This is a genomic window from Parasphingorhabdus cellanae, from assembly GCF_017498565.1.
GTDB lineage: Bacteria > Pseudomonadota > Alphaproteobacteria > Sphingomonadales > Sphingomonadaceae > Parasphingorhabdus > Parasphingorhabdus cellanae.
The window spans coordinates 3,046,468-3,064,029 of the sequence record NZ_CP071794.1 but is presented as its reverse complement, the minus strand read 5'-3'; the positions used below and the strand labels follow the sequence as shown (position 1 = coordinate 3,064,029).

General features: G+C 51.7%; 21 protein-coding genes. 13 read left to right on the top strand and 8 right to left on the bottom strand.

What is annotated here, in order from left to right:
- Nucleotides 1–23 precede the first annotated feature (23 nt).
- The 7 genes from flhA to J4G78_RS14705 all read right to left on the bottom strand — a co-directional run bounded on the left by flhA (nucleotide 24) and on the right by J4G78_RS14705 (nucleotide 5,637).
- Nucleotides 24–2,126 carry a flagellar biosynthesis protein FlhA gene (flhA, locus tag J4G78_RS14735; RefSeq protein WP_243457116.1) on the bottom strand — a complete coding sequence of 701 codons (2,103 nt, stop codon included), beginning with the start codon at nucleotides 2,124–2,126 and terminating at the stop codon, nucleotides 24–26.
- Nucleotides 2,127–2,132: 6 nt separating this feature from the next.
- A complete protein-coding gene (locus tag J4G78_RS14730; RefSeq protein ID WP_207987285.1) occupies nucleotides 2,133–2,960 on the bottom strand; it encodes a transglycosylase SLT domain-containing protein in 828 nt (275 codons plus the stop codon).
- A 182-nt stretch (nucleotides 2,961–3,142) separates the two neighbouring features.
- Nucleotides 3,143–3,454, bottom strand: a complete 312-nt coding sequence (locus J4G78_RS14725; RefSeq protein WP_207987284.1) for a hypothetical protein — start codon at nucleotides 3,452–3,454, stop codon at nucleotides 3,143–3,145.
- Nucleotides 3,451–3,735: a flagellar biosynthesis anti-sigma factor FlgM gene (locus J4G78_RS14720; protein WP_207987283.1), complete on the bottom strand. Its 285-nt coding sequence runs from the start codon at nucleotides 3,733–3,735 to the stop codon at nucleotides 3,451–3,453. The genes J4G78_RS14725 and J4G78_RS14720 overlap by 4 nt, the downstream gene beginning before the upstream one ends.
- A gap of 133 nt (nucleotides 3,736–3,868) precedes the next feature.
- A complete protein-coding gene (locus J4G78_RS14715; protein ID WP_207987282.1) occupies nucleotides 3,869–4,378 on the bottom strand; it encodes a flagella basal body P-ring formation protein FlgA in 510 nt (169 codons plus the stop codon).
- Between the two features lie 56 nt (nucleotides 4,379–4,434).
- Nucleotides 4,435–4,935, bottom strand: coding sequence for a hypothetical protein (locus tag J4G78_RS14710; RefSeq protein ID WP_207987281.1), 501 nt, complete (start codon nucleotides 4,933–4,935; stop codon nucleotides 4,435–4,437).
- A gap of 3 nt (nucleotides 4,936–4,938) precedes the next feature.
- Nucleotides 4,939–5,637: a MotA/TolQ/ExbB proton channel family protein gene (locus tag J4G78_RS14705; protein ID WP_207987280.1), complete on the bottom strand. Its 699-nt coding sequence runs from the start codon at nucleotides 5,635–5,637 to the stop codon at nucleotides 4,939–4,941.
- Nucleotides 5,638–5,883: 246 nt separating this feature from the next.
- On the opposite strand from J4G78_RS14705, the gene flgB reads away from it, so the two are divergent.
- The 13 genes from flgB to J4G78_RS14640 all read left to right on the top strand — a co-directional run bounded on the left by flgB (nucleotide 5,884) and on the right by J4G78_RS14640 (nucleotide 16,015).
- Nucleotides 5,884–6,237: a flagellar basal body rod protein FlgB gene (gene flgB, locus J4G78_RS14700; protein WP_207987279.1), complete on the top strand. Its 354-nt coding sequence runs from the start codon at nucleotides 5,884–5,886 to the stop codon at nucleotides 6,235–6,237.
- The gene (flgC, locus tag J4G78_RS14695; RefSeq protein ID WP_207987278.1) at nucleotides 6,234–6,638 is read left to right on the top strand and encodes a flagellar basal body rod protein FlgC; all 405 of its coding nucleotides are present in this window, start codon (nucleotides 6,234–6,236) and stop codon (nucleotides 6,636–6,638) included. Before flgB ends, flgC begins: the two co-directional genes overlap by 4 nt.
- Nucleotides 6,638–7,306, top strand: coding sequence for a flagellar hook assembly protein FlgD (locus J4G78_RS14690; protein ID WP_207987277.1), 669 nt, complete (start codon nucleotides 6,638–6,640; stop codon nucleotides 7,304–7,306). Before flgC ends, J4G78_RS14690 begins: the two co-directional genes overlap by 1 nt.
- A gap of 42 nt (nucleotides 7,307–7,348) precedes the next feature.
- Nucleotides 7,349–8,179: a flagellar hook-basal body complex protein gene (locus J4G78_RS14685; RefSeq protein WP_207987276.1), complete on the top strand. Its 831-nt coding sequence runs from the start codon at nucleotides 7,349–7,351 to the stop codon at nucleotides 8,177–8,179.
- A 33-nt stretch (nucleotides 8,180–8,212) separates the two neighbouring features.
- Nucleotides 8,213–8,956 carry a flagellar basal-body rod protein FlgF gene (gene flgF, locus J4G78_RS14680; protein ID WP_207987274.1) on the top strand — a complete coding sequence of 248 codons (744 nt, stop codon included), beginning with the start codon at nucleotides 8,213–8,215 and terminating at the stop codon, nucleotides 8,954–8,956.
- A gap of 35 nt (nucleotides 8,957–8,991) precedes the next feature.
- On the top strand, nucleotides 8,992–9,780 hold the full coding sequence (gene flgG, locus J4G78_RS14675) for a flagellar basal-body rod protein FlgG (protein ID WP_207987272.1): 789 nt from the start codon (nucleotides 8,992–8,994) through the stop codon (nucleotides 9,778–9,780).
- Nucleotides 9,781–9,893: 113 nt separating this feature from the next.
- Nucleotides 9,894–10,496 carry a flagellar basal body L-ring protein FlgH gene (locus J4G78_RS14670; RefSeq protein ID WP_243457115.1) on the top strand — a complete coding sequence of 201 codons (603 nt, stop codon included), beginning with the start codon at nucleotides 9,894–9,896 and terminating at the stop codon, nucleotides 10,494–10,496.
- 21 nt (nucleotides 10,497–10,517) lie between these two features.
- Nucleotides 10,518–11,642: a flagellar basal body P-ring protein FlgI gene (locus J4G78_RS14665; protein WP_207987268.1), complete on the top strand. Its 1,125-nt coding sequence runs from the start codon at nucleotides 10,518–10,520 to the stop codon at nucleotides 11,640–11,642.
- On the top strand, nucleotides 11,639–11,950 hold the full coding sequence (locus tag J4G78_RS14660) for a rod-binding protein (protein WP_207987266.1): 312 nt from the start codon (nucleotides 11,639–11,641) through the stop codon (nucleotides 11,948–11,950). Before J4G78_RS14665 ends, J4G78_RS14660 begins: the two co-directional genes overlap by 4 nt.
- The gene (gene flgK, locus J4G78_RS14655; RefSeq protein WP_207987265.1) at nucleotides 11,950–13,281 is read left to right on the top strand and encodes a flagellar hook-associated protein FlgK; all 1,332 of its coding nucleotides are present in this window, start codon (nucleotides 11,950–11,952) and stop codon (nucleotides 13,279–13,281) included. The genes J4G78_RS14660 and flgK overlap by 1 nt, the downstream gene beginning before the upstream one ends.
- A gap of 27 nt (nucleotides 13,282–13,308) precedes the next feature.
- Nucleotides 13,309–14,157, top strand: coding sequence for a flagellin (locus J4G78_RS14650; RefSeq protein WP_207987263.1), 849 nt, complete (start codon nucleotides 13,309–13,311; stop codon nucleotides 14,155–14,157).
- Nucleotides 14,158–14,281: 124 nt separating this feature from the next.
- The gene (gene motA / locus J4G78_RS14645; RefSeq protein WP_207987262.1) at nucleotides 14,282–15,145 is read left to right on the top strand and encodes a flagellar motor stator protein MotA; all 864 of its coding nucleotides are present in this window, start codon (nucleotides 14,282–14,284) and stop codon (nucleotides 15,143–15,145) included.
- A gap of 3 nt (nucleotides 15,146–15,148) precedes the next feature.
- Nucleotides 15,149–16,015 carry a flagellar motor protein MotB gene (locus J4G78_RS14640; RefSeq protein ID WP_207987260.1) on the top strand — a complete coding sequence of 289 codons (867 nt, stop codon included), beginning with the start codon at nucleotides 15,149–15,151 and terminating at the stop codon, nucleotides 16,013–16,015.
- Between the two features lie 460 nt (nucleotides 16,016–16,475).
- On the opposite strand, the gene J4G78_RS14635 is transcribed toward J4G78_RS14640, so the two are convergent.
- Nucleotides 16,476–17,561, bottom strand: coding sequence for a GGDEF domain-containing protein (locus tag J4G78_RS14635; RefSeq protein ID WP_207987259.1), 1,086 nt, complete (start codon nucleotides 17,559–17,561; stop codon nucleotides 16,476–16,478).
- Nucleotide 17,562: the final 1 nt, after the last annotated feature.

Below are 17,562 nucleotides of genomic sequence, written 5' to 3'. Positions count from 1 at the left end.
TTCATTCCACTCGATTATAATATCTAATTTGCTTCGACGCGGGGCATTTCCGGCCGCGCTTGCGGGACGCCGATTTTCGCTAGCACCTCGATCGATTTGTCTTCAGGCAGTTCCTGGTAGGAAAGCACCGTCAAATCCGGGAACCGGTTCTTGAGCAATGCGCCCAATGGCCGCCGGACAATGGGGGAGGTGATCAAAGCAATATTGCGTGCTTCCATTGGCAGCGTCCGGGCCGTTTCGTCCACGGCTTCAACAAGTTGCTGCGCCAATTGTGGTTCAATTGGATGACTGGCCTCCTCCCCGACTTTCAGGGCTTTCACGAGCAAGCCTTCCAGTTCAGCGTCCAGTGTCACGACGGGAAGCGGCAGGTTCATCGGCACCATAGTCTGGATGATCAGGCTGCCAATATGCTGACGAATTGCATCGACGATTTGATCGGTTTCGGTATGCTTGCTTGCAGCATCCATCATCGCCAAACAGATTTTCTGAAAATCTTTCACCGGCACTTTTTCGGCCAAAAGCTCGCGGCAAATAGCGGTGATGGCGAATAGTGACAGCGGCTGCGGCGTCAGGCTGTCCACAAGCTGCGGCGATGTTTCCTTCAGCAGATCCAGCAGTTTTTGCGCTTCATCCATACTGAACAGCTGTGCTGCATTTCGCCGAACAACATCGTTCAAATGCGTGGCCACCACGGTAGGTGCATCCACGACGGTATAGCCTTCTGCCACTGCCTGCGATTTTTTATCCGCACCAATCCAGATTGCGTCCATACCGAATGTCGGGTCTTTGCAAGGCCGTCCTTCGATGACCGCATCGACATGACCGTCGTCCAGAGCCAGAAAATCATTTGGCCATACTGTGTCTTCGCCGAGTACCACGCCGCCCATCATGATACGATAGCTATTGGGTTCCAATTCCAGATCATCTTTGATCCGGACCAAGGGAATAACAAAGCCCAGTTCCTTGGAAATTTGACGCCGGATGCCAGTGATCCGCTTCATCAACGGCGCACCCTTGCGGTCTTCCACCATCGTGACCAGACCATAGCCAATTTCGATTCCCAATCGGGCCTTTTCAGAGACGTCTTCCCAGTCAATCTGCTCGGGCAGTTTCTCCGGCTCCGGATCGCTGACTATCTCAACCGGTTTCGGTTTGCGGATCAGGTAAAAGGCCATACCGCCCGCAACGGCAGCAGCGGACAACACAACCATATGTGGCATACCCGGCAAGATACCTAATATTGTTAGGATGACTGCTACCGGAACCCAGGCCGCACCCGACCCGAATTGTGAGGTTATCTGATCGGGCAGGTTCTTGCTGGAAGACACCCGCGTCACGATTGCAGCGGCAGCGATAGAGAGTATCAGCGCTGGTACCTGCGCAACCAGCGCATCGCCAATTGCAAGCATGGAATAAGTGCTGGCCGCTTCTGCAAAAGACAGACCATGTACAGTGGCGCCAAGAACGATACCGCCAATGATATTGACTGCGAGGATCAATATCCCAGCGACGGCATCACCCTTCACAAATTTCGATGCACCATCCATGGATCCGTAAAAGTCTGCCTCCGTGGCGACTTCCACGCGGCGCTCTTTGGCTTCCTCTGGCGCGATCAATCCCGCGTTCAAATCAGCGTCAATCGCCATTTGTTTCCCGGGCAATGCATCCAAGGTGAAGCGCGCCGACACTTCCGACACCCGGCCGGCGCCTTTGGTTATCACAATGAGATTGATGATCATCAGGATCGAAAAGACGAATATCCCGACAATATAATTGCCGCCGAGCAACAAGCTGCCAAAGGCTTCGATAATCTGACCAGCGGAATCCCCGCCTTCATGGCCCTGCACCAGAACCACGCGGGTTGATGCGACATTCAGCCCAAGCCGCATAAGAGTGGCGAACAACAAAACTGTCGGAAAGCTGGAAAAATCCAGCGGCTTGTTCGCGTTCAATGCGACCATCAAAATCGCCAACGAGATCATGATGTTGGTAATGAAGCCGATATCGAGCAAAATTGTTGGCAGCGGCAAGACCATGAAGATGACCAGCAACAGCGTGGCTAGCGGGAGCAAACCCGATTTCATATTATTGGCCATCCGGTCCAAAGAAAAAAATTGTCGGTTCATTCTGGTTTACATCCCCAATGTAGCGAGCATCAGATAAGCGGCACGCGCCGGCTCACTAAATGGCTTCGATCTGTTCATTTCATTCTGGTCGGCGGCGTGGGCGCGAGCGATCCGGAGATAATCTGCCGGTTGCACAGTTCGCGCAGTGCTTTCTGATGGCGGCAAAACATTTCCGGAGGTCGGCAATGGATTGCCGATGCCAATGCGCTCGACAGCATCGGAAAGCTTCTGCTCGAAACGCCCTCTTATGGCTTCAAGGCTTCGTGCTTCTCCTGCACGATTAAAGAATATATTGCGGTTTGCGCGCGCGGCCTGCGGAAAGCTGGCCGCTGCGGGCGCGCCGGGATTGCCATCCATCTCATTCAGAAATTTTGCTGCGCCAGCTGCCCCCAGGAAATGCGCCAGATAGAGGTCTACCGATTCCGGCTTACGCCCTGTTTGCTGTTCAAGATAAGCGCCGTTATCACGCGCAAACTCACCCGCTAGATTTGCCGAAAGCTCAGGATTGTTTCTAAGCGCCAATATGCTGGCTTTCTGGGCGTTATCAGCAACGTTTAGCTTGCCATTGCCATTTCTCGAAATAGCATCCTGAGCCCAGCCCACGCCATATTTTCCGCCATTTTCCTTAACAAGACCGAGCCAGGTTTGTTCGATAAACTGATATAGTCCGGTGGCCGAAGAGGTTTGCGCCTTTGCATCAGGGCGCATACCACTTTCAAGCTCCGCTTGAGCGATCAGATATTGAAAATCTACGCCTGTCCGTTGCGCTGATTGCGCAATGACGCTTGGCAGGTCGCCGCGCGGGATAGCGTTCGTGATTGAAATATTGGACATGCTAGTAACAAAATCTCCTGCGAAGGAGATAAGCAATCATCATGCCAAAAATTGATCTGGGCCGTTTGTGCAGCCGGTTTCTTGCTGGCGCGGGCTGTCCTTAATCCACACGCACGAAAACACTTATTGGCTTTGCCATAAGTATTTGTTTATTTTAGATTATAGAAAGTTTTTTGAGAGGCTCAGCGCCCGTTGGCGGTGCCTGAATATGTGTTTGCCTGACTCTCGCGCCAACCGGCCAAAAGCTGCAAACGCGTCGCGCTATGATCCCGCAAAAAACGCAAGCGATAGATAGATGCCTGCATCAATTCATCCGCTTCCGACAATAACGGTTGAAGGCTCGGCTTCAGTTCGGTCTTGTCAAGTGCGCCAAGCTGCGACGCGGCCTGACCAAGCTGTTGGCTTGCTTCAAAAATCGCTTCACTGTCGTGTCCGTCCAATGCGGAAAACAGCATATCTTGCGAATGACGAAAAGACTCAACTATCTGGTTCATTTTTTCGTTTCCACCCCGAAGACGCCGGTTTCGAGCATCTTTTTTGCAAGGGCATCTGTATCGACGCGATAATCACCAGCCACAATTTTCTCACGCACTTCCGATACTTTCTGATCATCAAAAGGGGCCTTTTCGGTAGCCAAAAGAGACGCTGTAGTATTGATTACTGAAGCGTCTTTAGCCTTAGCAGCACCGCTGTCAGGTTTATTGGCCACGCTTTCTTGCAAGACTGGGCGATCCAGACGCGTGTTTATGGCAGAGTAGCTTTCTACGGGTTTCATTTCATTCTATCCTTAGTCGGTTTAACGTCGTGTCTTGAAAAGGTTTCATGACCCTCGGTTGAAACAGATATGACCTCTTTCATAACAGTTTACGGCGCGTTCGGAAAAAATTAATACATTAATCAAAAAATAATTATTGAGCCAGCTCCACTGACCCGGAACCAGAAACCCGCGCCATGAGCATTTTCGATTTCCGGCTGGCACGCACCGGAATATAGTCCCCGATCCTGCCGTTTTTCTGAGCCACCACATTATAGCTGATGCTAAAGCTGGGGCGCTTGACAACAAGTGTCAGCGGTTGATTTCGAAAAACAACAAATTCATCTTTAGCTGCGGCCCGATCCAATTGTCGTGATTGACCGCCCTGCACGGGCACGAATATGCGCCATCCCCAATCAGCGCAACTGACCAATACTGCATTTCGATTGGTATTCGAAAATTGGACGGGCCCGGCGCACCGTTTCAATTTCAATTTCGCATCAATAGGTGCGCGCGCGCCGCCGACATCGCCGATCGACGCATTCAAATAGGTCGCGACCTGCTGATCGAGCTTGGCCGTATCTTCAAATGGTGAAGTTGCGGCCAATGTCAAAACGGACAATAGCGGAATGGCAATACGATAGCTGGAGCGATAATGGGGCATTGGTTTATCCTGTGCATTTGAATTCTCCAAAACCAAGCAGGTTTCATGCCAGTTTATCACTTTTTCAATCCATCATTCAAAAGAACATTCTCTCGCTTCTGAAAACTGAGCGTAATTTCTTTCGATTGCTCGAAGCCAGAAACCAGCTTTTCGGGCATCTTCAGAACGATCATATCGCCCGCTTGGCCAGCCACTTCAAAAGCGTCGGCAATTGCCGCGGAACGCGCGGCTACCATCTCCCACTGTCTCAATCTTGCCCCGCCCGCTGTCTCCGGCAAAGCTGGCACAGATATTGTCAGCTCCTTGTTTTGCTCAATGCTCATAATCTTTGCAATTTCTTGTCGCGCTTCGTCGGTCAGCATCGCGTTGCTTGCACCAAAGAACCGGTCAGATGCATAATTATATGTGCTGAGCGCAGAGGATGGAATGACGGCTGTCTGGGACAGCGTCTCGCGGGTTTCCGGGTCGGCCAGATTAACGAAATGCGCATAAGCAAAGGCGCTGAGCAGCATCAAAGCCAAGTCAAGAAATGACAGAGTGGTTCGACCGGCTTTCATGGCTCACCCTGTCGCCCGAAGCGGCTGCGCTGGCGAAAAGTGGACTGGACCTATAGTCAGCAACTCCCGTTTGGCAATCGCGACTGTATGTTGCACGACCGCGGCACGGTAGGCGTTTAATATCTCTGCTCTTGCTTGCAACCGGACATAGATCGGATATGCGACGATATTGGCGATAAATAGTCCGTAGAGACTAGTGAGCAGCGTAAAGCTCATCGCAGGGCCCATTTTCAGAGGGTCAATCCCCGTCGCGAAAAGCTGAATCAATCCTATGACTGTGCCCATTAGTCCAATCGCTGGTGCGATATCAGACACCGAGCTCCAGTAGGTCGCCGCCATAGTTTGTTTCTTTTGGACTATATATGCCTCGAGATGCGCCCATTCTTCGAACGTCTTCGCGTCCTTGCCATTCAGCAATTGTGCGATCAAACGGCGGACAAACGGATCTTCGCTGGTAACGCGCTCCAGCCCGACAAGCCCATTTTCACGCAGAGCAAAGTCAATCCGGCGACACATGAAAGTCGCGTTCTCCCCGCTTTCAGCAAACGGATCCCGTCCGCAATTTAACAGAGCTGCAAAAGAAACCCAAAGTGATGTCCGGCCATTTTGAATCCAGGCCATAACAAGCACGCTGCTTAGCACCATGGCCAATGTAAGTGGATCAAAAAATTTTCCAATATTGGCAGAGATAATATCGCTCACGTCACTTCCCATTCAAAAGCGGCAAAAATTTTCCGCTCAGCGGCAAAAACTTGCCGGTCGGGATTAGCCGCTTTGTCCACCTGCCAATTCATCACCCTTAAACCCTCAAAAAACCAACATTCTCTAATAGGCTCCATAAAACTGGCACGCGCTTTGCTAGGTACCGTTCGGAAATGCCGATTCCGGTTTTTCTCATGCAACAGTGACGGCCACTAGGCCCGATAGTTAAGACAGGAATAAGTTTCGATGCCGAGTTTAGACCAAGTATTCGCATTAAATGGTGGAGCACTTCAGTTGCGCTCGCAGCGCCTGAATATGCTTGCGTCCAACATCGCCAATGCCTCCACCCCTGGATATAAGGCAAAGGATCTCGATTTTGATCGCGCGATGCAACAAGCCCAGAATGGCAGCTCGATAGAAAATTCTATGAGCGATCATACTGGTTTCCGCGTTCCGCTGCAGCCGTCCCTTGATGGAAACACTGTCGAATTGTCAGTCGAGCAGGCTTTGTTCGCGGAAAACGCCATTCAGTATCGCACGACACTCTCATTTCTGCAGGGTCAGGTTTCCACAATGAAACGCGCCTTGAAAGGAGAATGACGATGAGTGGTAGCATGAATGTTTTCGATGTCTCGGCGCGCGCCATGTCGGCCCAGATGGTGCGGCTCAATACAACCGCATCCAATCTGGCCAACGCCCGCACCGACTATGCGAGCAAGGATGAAGCTTATCGCGCCATGCGTCCGGTATTCCGGGCGGTGATGGACGACAATATGGCAACGGTCGACGTAGAGCGCGTGGTCCAGTCCGATCTGGAACCCCAAAAGCGTTATGATCCGTCCAATCCACTGGCAGATAAAGAAGGTTTCGTCTGGGAAGCGGCCGTGGATGAAACGGCAGAGCTGATCGACATGCTCGAAACCGCACGAAATTACAAAAATAACGTCCAAGTTTTGCAGACCGCAAAATCATTAATTTTAGAAACGGTAAGGAACCAATAATGAATATCGCACCACAAGTCTTTGAAAATAATAGTTCAAATATTGCTGGTCTCACCGCTGCGCAGCCAGCGAACGCCACCGGCGGCGGCGCGCTTGATCAGGATTCCTTTTTGCGGCTGATGACCACGCAGTTGAAGTTTCAGGACCCTTTTGATCCACTGGACAATCAGGCAATGGTTGCGCAGCTCGCGCAATTCTCCAGCGTCGCTGGCATATCTGAGATGAACCAGTCACTTACCGACATTGCTTCCATGTTGGGTGACAATCGTTTGTCCGATGCCAAAGAATGGATTGGCCATTCTGTATTGGTACCGGGTAATTTTACCGTCGCAAATAGTGACGGTGAATATTCCGGAGAGTTTGAACTAAACCAGCCAACGGAAAATCTTTCAATTGATCTTCTTAATGATGCTGGTGAAATCGTAATGTTTGCTGAATTGGGGCAGCAAGAAGCCGGCCCCATCCAGTTCAACTTTGACAGCAAAAATACGGCGGGCGAGCCCAATGATTTGGGAAGATTGCGCGTTCGTGTGAACGGCGGTTCGGTCTCTGACCTCGCCACATGGGTTCCGGTCGCATCGGTTAAAACGTCAGAATCGAGCGGCCCGCCAATCTTGGTGACGCCGATTGGTAATGTGCTGCCATCCGAAGCCCTTCGTATCGGATAAACGGAACCATCCCTCGACAAATTTCAACCAGGAGAAGATAATATGTCATTCTTTACATCCCTCAGCGGCCTGAAGGCTGCGCAAACCGACTTGAATGTGATTTCGAATAACGTCGCCAACACCAACTCCACCGGCTTTAAGAAAAGCCGCGCGCAATTTGGTGATCTATTCGCGGCCTCCCCGACACAGACGACCAAGACTGTCGCGGGTCAAGGCGTCCGTCTAAGCGGTATCACGCAACAATTTACCCAAGGTACATTGCAGGCCACTGACAAAACGCTGGATCTTGCCATCGCAGGTGACGGATTTTTCGCGGTCCGTGGTCAACCGCCGCGCCAGGATCTCAGCTTCACGCGCAACGGCGCATTTTCAGTAAATAGTGCGCGTGAAGTGACTGACACCATCGGCAGCAAGGTGCAACTTCTGCCTGTTGATGCGTCCGGCGTGGCTACATCGACGAGCGTAGCGGATATGTTCGATTTCATCTTGCCTGATGAAGATCCGGGTGATCCGGGATCCCTGCTCACCAATATTTCAATTAACGGTGAAGGCGTGGTCGCGGCAACCTTTTCCAATGGCAATCAGATTAACCTTGGTGCTGTTGCCATGGCCAGCTTCTCGGCCATCGAAGGTCTACGGCCAATCGGTGATGCCCACTGGCAAGCCACCGGCGATTCCGGCCCCGCACAGGTGAACCAGGCCGCCAACGGTCCGCTCGGTCAAGTTCGGTCCGGTACGCTGGAACTGGCCAATGTCGATATTACCGAAGAACTGGTGTCCCTGATCGCCGCACAGCGCAACTTCCAAGCCAATGCGCAGGCTATTGAGACCGCCAATACACTCAGTCAGACCGTGATTAACCTTCAGGTCTAGACTCTGACGACACTATCAACCCGGGAATAGCTCATGGATAAAATTGCCTATACCAGCGTCAATACAATGCAAACGCTGATGAAGCGCCAGACAGCTATCGCCAATAATATGGCGAATTCAAATACCGTCGGTTTCAAAGCCGATATGGTTTCAGCCGAAGCCAAATATTTGAATGGCCCGGGTCATGATAGCCGCGCTCTTGCGGTGGAACGCGATATGCAGGCCGACATGAAAAGCGGCAGCATGACACAAACCGGCAGACCACTGGATATTGCCTTGGAAGGCGATGCGATGCTCGCGGTTCAGACAACGGATGGCAAGGAAGCCTATTCGCGGCGCGGTGATTTAAGGATCGCTGCATCCGGAGCAATGGTAACAGGTGATGGTTTTCCGGTCCTAGGTGAAAGCGGGCCGGTTACCGTACCACCCTCGGATCGCGTCGACATCGGCGCAGATGGAACAGTGTTTGTCGTTCCGCAAGGCGGTGACCCCACACAGCCACAGGAGGTGGGCAGGTTAAAGCTGGTCAGTATGACCGGTAGTGCCATTTCCAAGGGCTCCGACACTTTATTCCATGTTGCTGATGACGGACAACTACCAGCCGATGAAAATGCGCGCGTTGTCTCGGGCGCTTTGGAAGAATCCAACGTGAACATGACCGCTGCGCTGGTTGATATGATCGAAACCAGCCGCGCCTGGGAAACACAGGCCAAATTACTGAGATCAGCGGAAGAGCTGGACGAAAGCAGTGCCAGCATCATGAATCTGCCGCAGTGATAATCTTGGGCTGAGCCCATAAAGGAGACGATGAAATGAGCAATGCTGCCTTACAAGTCGCGCGCACCGGACTAGATGCGCAAAACACAAAGATGCGCGTGATCGCCAACAACCTGGCGAACGTCAATACCACGGGATTCAAGCGCGATCGCGCCGATTTCGCGACATTATCTTATCAGAATATCGTGACACCCGGAGCACCGTCTGATGCGCAAAACCGCTTTGCTAGCGGTTTGCAACTCGGCACGGGTGTACGATTGTCCGGGATCGGTAAAATCGATACCCAAGGTACATTGCAAAATACTGAAAATGCTTTTGATTTGGCTATTGAAGGCGGCGGCTTTTTTCAGGTTGAACGTCCCGATGGGTCTACCGGATATACCCGTGCAGGGAATTTCAACCTGACCGCGGAAGGCAATGTCGTAACCAGTGATGGCTTGCCACTAATACCGGCCATTCAGGTACCGCAGGGCGCAACAGCTGTGACTATCGGTAATAATGGAACGGTCAGTGCATCACTGGCCGGGCAATCCGAAATCAGTGAATTGGGTCAGATTGAACTCGCCAATTTCACAAATCCTGCTGGATTGCTGTCAGTTGGCAATAATATTCTGACCGAAACCGCTGCCAGCGGACCTGCCCAGGTGGGTGAAGCTGGCGCGGAAGGACGTGGCAACATCCGTCAAGGGTCCCTTGAACAGTCCAATGTGAACATCGTTGAAGAACTGGTGAACATGATCGAGACCCAGCGCGCCTATGAGGTCAATTCCAAAATGATCTCGGCCACCGACGAAATGCTGCAATTTGTGAACCAGCAAATCTAATCAATTTTCGAACAAGAGGCATTTCTATCATGCGCCTATCATCTAATATGTATAAATTTTGTGCCGTCAGCGTCGCCCCTCTTCTTCTCATCAGTTGCATGGGTTCTGGCGGCATGTCAGCCGAGCCCGGCTTTGTCGGCGCTGTAGCCGACCCCTTGCCCGCACCACCACCAGCGGCAGCCAATGGCGCAATTTTCCAGCAAGCATCTGGCTATGCTGCGCTCACCAGCGGAATGCGAGCCAGCATGAAAGGGGACATTATCACCATCCTTCTGGTCGAAAATACGTCCGCTTCCAAATCTAACAGCGCATCCAAAGATCGTGGTGGCAGCATTTCGCTAAATCCGCCGACAACCGGCCTATTATCACTATTTTCGCCCAGTGATGTTGCGACCAGTGGCTCGCAAAATTTTTCGGGCACCGGCAACGCGTCCCAATCGAACTCGCTGCAAGGACAGGTCAGCGTCACAGTGGCCGAAAGCTACGCCAACGGAACGATGTTGGTCCGCGGACAGAAGATGACTTCACTCAACCGCGGCGATGAACATGTCCAGTTTAGCGGACTGATCCGCGCGATCGATGTCTCGTCGGACAACACAATTCCATCGACCAAAGTCGCCAATGCGCGGATCATTTACGGCGGCTCGGGCGAAATTGCATCGGCGAGCAAACAGGGCTGGCTGCAAAAATTCTTCTCTTTCATTTCCCCCTTTTAGTTCCCGATCAGGCGAAAAAATATGACCCTATCCCCGACACCATCCCGCATCATTCATCTGTTTGCTGCTTTGGCGATCACATTGTTGATTGCCATCCAACCCGCACAAGCAGAGCGGATCAAAGATCTTGGCCATTTTGATGGGATCCGGACCAACCAGCTGGTTGGTTATGGCGTTGTGGTAGGGCTTGCCGGAACCGGTGATGACAGTCTGGAATATGCAACATTAGGCGTCAAAGGCATGACCAGCCGCTTTGGTTTGGCTCTACCGCCCGGCCTCAATCCGGCAACAAAAAATGCGGCCGCCGTCATGGTAACCGCCGAAATGCCGGCCTTTGCAAAACCGGGCCAAAGAATGGATGTTACTGTATCAGCGCTAGGCAAAGCCAAATCGTTACGCGGCGGGACATTAATATTGATGCCGCTCTACGGCGCTGATCAACAGATCTATGCAATGGCCCAAGGCAATTTAGCAGTTGGCGGCCTTGGCATTTCTGCAGCTGACGGGTCGAGGCTGACGGTCAATATTCCTTCGGTCGGCCGGATCTCTGGTGGTGCCACTATTGAAAGAACCGTTGCCACTGGTTTCGAGAGCCAACCATTTCTGAGTTTCAATTTGACGGATGCGGATCTCACCACTTCTTTGCGGGTGGCTGAAGCGATTAATGAAGCTGTCGGCACCGATATGGCCATCGCTTCCGATGCCGTTACCGTGCGTATTGTTGCACCCGTCGGCGCGCAGGAGCGGGTCATGCTCATGGGCAAGATCGAAAATCTGATCGTAAAACCGGCTGAAGCCCGCGCCCGGATCATCGTCAATGCCAGAACCGGAACAGTCGTCATTAACGGCGCGGTGCGCTTAGGCCCTGCGGCGGTGAGTCACGGAAGTCTAACGGTGCGTGTCGAGGAAAATCCGACGGTTATACAACCTGCACCCTTTAGCCGTGGACGAACCGCAACCGAACCCAATAGCGATATCGCCTTGGAAGATAATGGAGCCCCGGCTTTTGAGATTGGGCGGCGCGCTTCTTTGTCAGAAATTGTCGAGACTATTAATTCCATCGGCGTTTCACCGTCTGATCTAACAGCGATACTTGAAGGATTGAAGCAAGCAGGGGCGTTGAAAGCGGAGTTGATCATCATATGAACATTACTCACAACACAGGCGGTATTGCGCCGCAGTCCCTGGCAAATCCAGTAAGCGATGCTGCGAACGGCTCGAAAACCCCACTCGAAACGATGGCGGCCGATTTCGAAGCGATTTTTGTCCGGCAGATGCTCTCGACCATGCGCGCTTCGTCCCTCGGCGAAGGCTTGTTCGATGGCCAAGGAACGGAAGAATTCCGGGATATGCAGGATTCCATGCTCGCCAAGGATATGGCGGATAAAGGCGTGTTCGGCGTCGCCGAACTCTTGAGCCGCCATGTGCAAAATAGCAGTGGTGGAGAAGAATAATGTCTGATCTGCTGTCTATCGGGCGCTCAGCCTTGCTCGTGAATAATCGGGCATTGGAAATCGTCGGATCCAACGTCGCCAACGCCGAAAATCCCGATTATGTCCGCCGCACGTTAAGTGTCGGCGACACGACCATCGATGGTTCTACCAATCCTATCTATCGCAATTTCACTGGCACAGGCGGCGTTGCCATCAACGGCATCGTCCGCGCCAGCGATCAGTTTCTTGAAGCCGCCACCCGCCAGACAGGAGCCAACCGAGTCCAGACTGATGTTTTGGTGCAATGGCTGGACCAGGGAGAAATTGCGCTTGCTAACAATCAATCCGATGTTGGCAGCCAGCTCACGCAGGTTTTTGCTAGCGCCGAAGAGCTTTCCGCTGTTCCTTTTGAACCGGCGCTTAGAAGCCAGTTTCTAGGTGACATTCAAAGCACAGTTTCCCGGTTTAACCAAACCGCGTCGAACCTGTCGGCGACGAAGACACTGATAGACGGCGCGGCTACGCAGGAAGTGACAGAGCTGAATGCGGCTTTGGACGAACTTGCCGCCATCAACGAAAAATTGCGGCCCACCCGTTCCGGTACGGCTCAAAATACCGCGTTGCTGGATCAGCGCGACGCGGCGCTCACCGTGATCACGGAAAAGCTTGATGTCGATATTAGTTTTCAGGACAACGGGCTAGTCGACATTTCCCGTAACGGCACCAGTCTGGTTACATTCGACAATGCTAGCCCAATTACATTTGTGGCAAATCCCGGCGCTGGGTTTGATATCGAAATTGGCGGATCAGTCCAGCCATCCCCAACCAACGGTACGCTGGGCGGACTGTATCGCGCACAGTCGGACGTGGCTGCTGTATCTACAAATCTCGATGCTTTGGCTGTTCAATTTGCCGATGAATTAAACACATGGCAGGCCAATGGTCGCACCGATGCGGGCGCAGCTGGAGCAGCAATCGTCTCGCACGGCGGCACCGCAGCCAGCCTCACAGCAACGGGTTTGACAGCAGATGACCTCGCACTGGCAGCATCGGGCGGGGCAGCCAACGGCAATATTCTGGCCTTAGCCGATTTGAGGACGCCGACGGGTACCGAACAGCGCTATGAAAATATCGTTGTCGGGCAGGCGCAGAATTTGCTTTCTGCCCGGAGTGAAAGCGAGGCGGCGACCGCTTTTGACCGGGCAACGAGGGAATCGCGCGACCGTGTTTCAGCAGTGGATTTGGACCGTGAGGCGGCCGACTTGATCCGTCTGCAACAGGCCTATGAGGCATCGGCGCGGATCATTCAGGTCGCCCGTGAAACAGTCCAATCCGTTCTGGCGATTTTTTAACTCGGGGTAGCTTTTAGGGAATGAACCATGGAATCGATCAATAGAACCAGGCCAGCAGATGCTATTCAGCGACAGAGCGAGCTGACCACGCTCATCGGCCAGACTCAAGAATCCATTGCGACCGGGATCAAGTTGAACCGGCCGTCAGAATCGCCTTCCAGCTGGGTCGAAATCTCCAGTATCGGCAGAAAGACAACGATTGAGGACTCGTGGTTGAACAATATCGGGCGTGCCCGTATTTTGGCACAACAGGCACAATCGACGTTCGATACAATATCCAATGGTGTCGTGCGGGCCCGGGAATTGATGGTGCTTGCAAACAATGAAACACTCGCACCGCAGGATCGGGATGTTATCGCTCTTGAACTTGAAAGCCTTCGCGAACAGTTTAACCAACTGACTCAGGCAAAAGACAGCTATGGCGGTCAACTATTTTATACCGGTGACCCCATTCAGGTGCGCATCGATAACGGCATATTGGTCACACCTACGCCGCCACAACAGGCGGTCTCTCAGGATATCGACATTGGCGGCGGCGCTACTGATAGTCTTGACGCAATCATGGCCAACATGATTACAGCCGTCCGAACCGGTACACAAGCAGAGCGCGCGCAGCAATTGGATCGGGTAGAGAGCCTGACAGATCATTTTTCAGGCCTGCTCGCGAGCCAGGGATTAATGGTGAATAGGTTGGATGAACAGGAAGACCGGATAAAGCTGTCGCAGATCAGTTCGATCGAACGGCGCTCAAATCTTGAGAATACAGATATTGCCGAGGCCATATCCCGTTTTCAATCTCTGCTGGTTAATTTGGAAGCGGCGCAGCGGCTTTATGCTCAGTCAGAGAGCACGTCATTAATTAGCCTTATCGGCTGATTTCATCATTATTCTCCCCTTAACCATCTGGGGTTTCTTCCGTTCACAAATGTGATGATTATTTGCTTCGTCCCTTGTGATGAACAAATAAATCTAAACGGACCTGTGGATTGGAAATTACGTTATGTTCGCTGGAATTGGTATTGTTGTCCTGCTCGTCATGGTGTTTGGCGTGTTTATGATTTCCGGCGGTGATCTGGGCGTTGTTGCAGCTGCTCTGCCTGTTGAAATGGGTATCATCGGCGGAGCAGCCGTCGGCGCGCTGATCATCGGCAATAGCAGTGGGCAGCTCAAAGCGTTGATGGGCGGTTTTGCAAAAGTCTTTAAAGGTCCAACCTACGTCAAACAGGACTTCATGGACTGCATATTGCTAGTTTCCAAACTGACAAAAATCCTCAAAAGCGAGGGTCCGGTTGCCTTGGAACCGCATATCGAAGATCCGAAAGCATCCCCGATATTCAGCGAGTATCCAAAGCTATTGAAGGACGATACACTGATCCATCTTATCGCTGATAGTCTGAGGCTCGTGGTTGTTTCCTCAGGCACGCTCGATCCGCACGCGGTCGAAGATGTTATGGATCAAGCGATCAAAACGCACCATCACGAAGCGATCGCACCGGCTGACAATCTGCAAAATTTGGCTGATGCCCTGCCCGCTTTGGGTATTGTTGCTGCTGTTCTGGGTATTATCAAAGTTATGGGCTCCATCGACAAGCCACCAACAATATTGGGTGGGATGATCGGCTCCGCGCTTGTTGGAACATTCTTGGGTGTTTTGCTTGCTTATGGCCTTGTTGGCCCAATGGCCAATCGTGCGCGTTCCGTGATTGAAAGCGATGCAAGTATTTATCATGTCGCCAAACAGCTGATCATTGCCAGCCTACACGGCCATCCCCAGCCGCTCATTATTGAAGCTGCGCGGACGAGTCTGCAGCATGCAAACCAGCCAAGTTTTTCTGACGTTTTTGACGCCATAAGGGCGAAATAAGTCATGGCCAAGAAAGCTGCTCCGGAGCCAGTTCAACCAATCATTGTCAAAAAGATCATCATGGAAGAACATAGCGGCCATCATGGCGGTGCATGGAAAGTCGCCTATGCTGACTTTGTGACAGCGATGATGGCGTTTTTCCTGTTGATGTGGTTGCTGGGCGCGACCGATGAAAAACAGCGGAAGGGCATTGCCGATTATTTCGCACCGACTCTGGCACAAGTGAAGCGTGATAGCGCGGGCGGGAAAGGCATGTTCGGCGGCTCGTCCGTTACAGATCCTGACAAATATCCTCACCCAGCGAGCAATAGCGGAACAGCCGCAATGTCAGTACCTCGCAATACGATAGGTGTCGACGATGAAAGAAAAGGCAGAGATGGCGGCAAAGAGGGTAAAGCCAAGTCAATCACGGCCAAAGAATTTGAAGAACGTATTCGTGAACAACTCAAAAATGATCCGGCCAACCTCAAATTGCTCTCCAACGTGCGCTTTACCGATACCAAAGAAGGGTTGCGGATCGACATTATAGACGAGGCCGATTTCAGCATGTTCGCATTGGCGACTGACAAGCTGAAATCCCGTGCCACGGAGCTTATCGGGCAAGTTGCCAAAATCATCGATACAGTCGACAATGAACTCATTATCCGCGGCCATACAGACAGCCTGCCTTATGCTAGCGGAAAGAGCATGAACAACTGGCTGCTATCCTCTGGCAGAGCGGAAGCCACCATGCAGGAACTTGTGAGACAGGGTGTATCGATAGACCGGATGGCTCGGATCGAGGGTGTTGCGGATACAGAACCCTATAATCCTCAAGATCGTATGGACGACCGAAACAGACGCATTTCGATAACGATGAAGACAAGCTGATTTATCGGTGACCAGATTAGTCCCAATTTGGGGTTAAAATGGTGCCGTCCGACCAAATTGGGCTGAAAATCGATTGTAACTCGTCGCTTTCCTTTGGATAACAAATTCAGAAGTTTAACTTCTGCCAAGACCATCACAACCCCCGCAGGTTGGGTTTTGGTTTACGCAGCGCACCTGGTCTGCGTGCGAACCGATTGGGCGAGATAGTGAAAGCTATCTCGCCCAATTACTTTCCAATGTCATGACGCTTGATAACATGCGTTGACTTAGCCATGGTGCAGATGAGGCACTTTCATCCAGATAATATATAGCGCAACCGAGAAGGCTCGAAGTGAGGCTCGACGTTTTCGCCTGCCTCATTGCGATAAATTATAGACTGGTCCTAGTTATCTGGTGGTTGTGCAGGATCAGTGACTTCAGCACCGAAACCCTGTTCCAGCACTGGCCAATCGCGCTCCGCCTACCGGTCATTCGAATATTTGAGAACCGTATTGCGGCCTTGCGACTTCGCTTCGTAAAGAGCAAGATCCGCTTTTCTAAGAAGGGATCGCTTGGTATCTGAAGGCAAGCATTTCGCAATACCAGCGGAGAATGTTAGCGATCCCAGAGGTCTGCCGGATTGCAGGTCGACCAGCGAACGGCCGGCCAATGACTGGCGGCACTGGTCAATCATCTTCCAGACATTATTGATGGTCTGACCTTCAAAAATGACAGCAAATTCTTCACCGCCATACCGCGATGTGTGGCAGTGGCTGTCCGAAAGTGAAGCCAGCTCATCAGCAAACATCCTCAGAACGCGGTCACCGCATTCATGACCAAACGTATCATTCACTTTCTTGAAATGATCAATATCGATGAAAACCAAGACCAGCTGCAATTTTTCTTCAGCCAATTTTTTCAGTTTTTCATCCAATGTCCGGTCAAATTTTCGCCGGTTGGGCAATTTGGTCAGCTGATCAAAATCAGCTTCATTTCTGGCTTGCTCAAGCTCATTCTGCAGCGTGGCCAGCTTTTTATTGGTCTCAGAAATTCGTTCTCGATTTTCACGTGTCGACTCTACCATCAACTTTGAAAGACTGAGCAGCTTTTTTATAGCAGCATCGATATCGGCAGGTTTGGCTCGGATATTATCAGCCTGCTCCATCAGGTTTTCTTCACACTCGGTGGTCTTCTTGTTTCCATCCTCGATAATTTTCGTAGTGGTTCGGATATGCTCGATGGCTTCCAACACTATTTTATCGATTTGAGCACCAACATCAGGGCTCAGATATTTGTCGAACAATTCACTGGCCGAGGCATTGTCAAGCCGACCGGCCGAGGAAAGCCCCATAATCTCGCTCTTCAGCATGCTATTGCCACCACAAATAAAGGCCCAAGCCAATTCAAGGTTGCGAGACGAAAGCAACAATCCATGCTGCCGGATGAAACCAGCTATAGCATAAAGAGGTGACCTTTGGCCGTCCTCTTCAGTGCAAACTGGGCATGTTTCGTCATTGCCATTTTCACGAAAATAGCTGTCCAATATATTCTTAATATCGATTTTCACG

Excerpts from the sequence above, each read along its gene's own strand:
- flhA (WP_243457116.1), bottom strand. The coding sequence starts at position 2,126 with ATGAACCGACAATTTTTTTCTTTGGACCGGATGGCCAATAATATGAAA.
- J4G78_RS14730 (WP_207987285.1), bottom strand. The coding sequence starts at position 2,960 with ATGTCCAATATTTCAATCACGAACGCTATCCCGCGCGGCGACCTGCCA.
- J4G78_RS14725 (WP_207987284.1), bottom strand. The coding sequence starts at position 3,454 with ATGAACCAGATAGTTGAGTCTTTTCGTCATTCGCAAGATATGCTGTTT.
- J4G78_RS14720 (WP_207987283.1), bottom strand. The coding sequence starts at position 3,735 with ATGAAACCCGTAGAAAGCTACTCTGCCATAAACACGCGTCTGGATCGC.
- J4G78_RS14715 (WP_207987282.1), bottom strand. The coding sequence starts at position 4,378 with ATGCCCCATTATCGCTCCAGCTATCGTATTGCCATTCCGCTATTGTCC.
- J4G78_RS14710 (WP_207987281.1), bottom strand. The coding sequence starts at position 4,935 with ATGAAAGCCGGTCGAACCACTCTGTCATTTCTTGACTTGGCTTTGATG.
- flgB (WP_207987279.1), top strand. The coding sequence starts at position 5,884 with ATGCCGAGTTTAGACCAAGTATTCGCATTAAATGGTGGAGCACTTCAG.
- flgC (WP_207987278.1), top strand. The coding sequence starts at position 6,234 with ATGACGATGAGTGGTAGCATGAATGTTTTCGATGTCTCGGCGCGCGCC.
- J4G78_RS14690 (WP_207987277.1), top strand. The coding sequence starts at position 6,638 with ATGAATATCGCACCACAAGTCTTTGAAAATAATAGTTCAAATATTGCT.
- J4G78_RS14685 (WP_207987276.1), top strand. The coding sequence starts at position 7,349 with ATGTCATTCTTTACATCCCTCAGCGGCCTGAAGGCTGCGCAAACCGAC.
- flgF (WP_207987274.1), top strand. The coding sequence starts at position 8,213 with ATGGATAAAATTGCCTATACCAGCGTCAATACAATGCAAACGCTGATG.
- flgG (WP_207987272.1), top strand. The coding sequence starts at position 8,992 with ATGAGCAATGCTGCCTTACAAGTCGCGCGCACCGGACTAGATGCGCAA.
- J4G78_RS14670 (WP_243457115.1), top strand. The coding sequence starts at position 9,894 with ATGTCAGCCGAGCCCGGCTTTGTCGGCGCTGTAGCCGACCCCTTGCCC.
- J4G78_RS14665 (WP_207987268.1), top strand. The coding sequence starts at position 10,518 with ATGACCCTATCCCCGACACCATCCCGCATCATTCATCTGTTTGCTGCT.
- J4G78_RS14660 (WP_207987266.1), top strand. The coding sequence starts at position 11,639 with ATGAACATTACTCACAACACAGGCGGTATTGCGCCGCAGTCCCTGGCA.
- flgK (WP_207987265.1), top strand. The coding sequence starts at position 11,950 with ATGTCTGATCTGCTGTCTATCGGGCGCTCAGCCTTGCTCGTGAATAAT.
- J4G78_RS14650 (WP_207987263.1), top strand. The coding sequence starts at position 13,309 with ATGGAATCGATCAATAGAACCAGGCCAGCAGATGCTATTCAGCGACAG.
- motA (WP_207987262.1), top strand. The coding sequence starts at position 14,282 with ATGTTCGCTGGAATTGGTATTGTTGTCCTGCTCGTCATGGTGTTTGGC.
- J4G78_RS14640 (WP_207987260.1), top strand. The coding sequence starts at position 15,149 with ATGGCCAAGAAAGCTGCTCCGGAGCCAGTTCAACCAATCATTGTCAAA.